This window comes from Cupriavidus sp. KB_39, from assembly GCF_052114485.1.
Classification (GTDB): Bacteria; Pseudomonadota; Gammaproteobacteria; order Burkholderiales; family Burkholderiaceae; genus Cupriavidus.
Genome location: NZ_JBFREV010000102.1, coordinates 1 through 2,546 on the forward strand (window position 1 = coordinate 1; position 2,546 = coordinate 2,546).

General features: G+C 69.4%; 2 protein-coding genes. Both read right to left on the minus strand.

What is annotated here, in order from left to right:
- Positions 1-1,778: type VI secretion system baseplate subunit TssF (gene tssF, locus AB4Z27_RS28715; protein WP_441645944.1), on the minus strand; the 1,778-nt coding region annotated here is incomplete at its 3' end.
- Between the two features lie 12 nt (positions 1,779-1,790).
- A partial coding sequence (locus tag AB4Z27_RS28720) for a type VI secretion system domain-containing protein (RefSeq protein ID WP_441645945.1) occupies positions 1,791-2,546 on the minus strand: 756 nt, incomplete at its 5' end.

Consider the following 2,546-nt stretch of genomic DNA (forward strand, 5'->3'; position numbering starts at 1 on the left):
ATCACGAGCCGCGTGTAGAGATTGAGCGTGGCGTACAGCGACAGGAAGCGGTTCAGCATCTCGCCGAACAGTTCGAGGTCGCCCGCGCCGGCAAAGCGCGTGCTGTCCAGCCAGACCTCGATCTCCACGCCGCGCAGCAGGCCGCCGCTCTCCAGTTTTTGCAAGGGGCGGTGCCGCACCTCGGCGATGGCGTCGATCCGTTGCCGGTTGGTCTCGCCGTCCGTCCAGTCATAGAGCGCCAGCGTGCCGCGCAGCACCTCCGCGTCGAGCAGCGAGAGGTAGTTCGGCGCCAGATGCGAGAGCACGCGCCAGTGGAAGCGGTCGCCGGTGGGCGGATAGACGGGCAGCGTCGGCGCCGTGAGGTTGCGGATCGACGCCACGTTGGTGAAGCCACCGCGCATCTGCGTGATGCCAGCCTCGCGCAGGCCCTTGCGCGGCAGCATGCCGTGGGTGCCGGTGACGGACAGGGACAGCGTTTCCTCGGGCAGCGTGTCCTGCTGCTCCCAGGCATGGCCGCCGAGCACCAGCCAGGTGTCCACCCGGCCTGACGGCCCGCGCCGCACGCGCGTGTGGAAGTAGCGCTCGGGCATCTCGTGCCGCAGCATGCCGCCGCGATGCCGGAACGCCGCGAATGGTGCGTACTCGAAGCGCTCGCCGCTGGCGGGCTCGAAGCCGCGCACGGTGTCCACCGAGTACGCCTCGACATGCCGGCCATGCTGCGCCATCGCCCGCACGCGGTACTCGGTCTCGCAGTGCGTAAGAGTGACCGGGTCAGCCTCGAGTTCGAACAGGTTGATGATCGGCGCGCAATGCAGCCGCACATTCTCGGCGGAGAAGCGCAGGTCGTCCGGGAACGGCCGGGCGAGCACGACCTCGACATCGAACTGTTCCGCCTCCGGCGCCAGCCGGGCGATGGCGGGGAGGTCGAGCCCGAACAGGTCCACGAACATGAACTTCTCGGGGAACGTGAAGTACTCGAGCATCAGTTGGTAGCCGCCGAAGGCGTTGTCCGGCTTGGGCCACAGCCGCTCGTCGGCCGCGAAGCCGGCGGGCCGCAGCGACAGGCCCGGCATCGGGAGGGGCGTGCCGGGGCGGTCGGCCGGGTGACCCGGCACCCGGACGTGCATCGCCACCGGTTTGGCGGTCAGCGCGGCATAGAGCGCGAGCGCCAAGGGGCGGTCGGCATGGAGAAACAGCCGCAGGCGTGGCACCTCCAGCAGCGCGATCTTGGCCTGCGCCTGCAACGCCAGCCGCAGGCGGATCACCGAGCGGCCGTCCTCGCGGGTATAGGTGGCCGCTTCGGTCAGGCGCAGCGGATACAGGTCTACAGCCTGCGTGGTGCGGTAGATGCAGGCAACGCTGTCGGCCTGACTGCTCTGGCCTTGCCCCGGCTGCGCGCCCAGCGCAACCGGGTCGGAGACGACTTCCAGCCCGGCAGGCAGCACCTCGTGGCGTTGCAGCGTGCCCATGGCCGGCGCCATTTCGATGATCGAGAGCGACGGGATCATGCGCAGGTAGTGGGGCCACAGCATGCTGACGAGGCCCTCGGTCAATTCCGGCAGTTCATCGTCCAGTTTGTGACGCAGGCGGCCCATCAGGAAGGCGAAGCCCTCGAACAGCCGCTCGACGTGCGGGTCGCGCTCGCCGATGCGGTCCAGGTTCAGCATGCGCGCGCGGTCCGGGTAGGCCTGGGCGAACTCGGTGCCCGCTTCGCGCAGGTAGCGCATCTCCGCTTCGTARTAGCGCAGGATCTCGTTGTCTTGGGTCGGGTGCTTCATGTCTCGGAAAGGCTAGGCGGTGGCGATGGCGCGCGCCGGGTCGATGGCGATCAGATCGGCCAGCAGGGTGTCGATGCGGTGGGCGATGGCGGGCTTGTCGGCGTCCTTGCGCGACAGCCGCGCCCGGAGCARCCGCAGCAGTTGCTGCTTGGCCTCGAACGCGAGGCCCGGCTCCCACGCGGCCAGCTGGAAGCGCGCGGCGGTGGCTTCCAGCGTGGCGAGCAGGTGCAGCGCCGTATCGGCGCGGTCCGCGCGGGCGGCCACGCGCGCCATCACCAGTTGGCGGATGAAGCGGTCGCGCTCGCCATCGGGCAGGGGCAGCCCTTGCAGCCATGCGAACGCCACGTCCAGACTCTGCTGCGCGGCGAGATCGATGGCCTGGGCCTCGGTTTCTGCCCAGTCGGTGCTGGCGGATGAGACCGACACCGGCGCGACGGCGTCGCCCCGCTCGACATCGCGCACGGTGGCATGGCGTGCGATCCATTCGAGCGTGGTGTCGTCCGCGAACGGCGTGCCATCTACAAAACTCAGTTGCTCGAGGCCGGGCAGCCGTTCGAGCATCAGCGCGCAGTCCGTGGCCAGCAGGTCGCGGACGCGCGCGTAGTCGCCGCCGGCCTGGTCCTGCGCCGTGAAGGCGTAGTACTGGAGGTCCAGCCAGAAATGGTTGGCGCCCTCCGCAAAGGCGCGTTCAAGTCGATCGAGCAACTCCGGCCACTGCTTCTGCAACAGCAGGCGCTTGAGCTGGGCGCGTAGCTCGGCGCGCGGGGC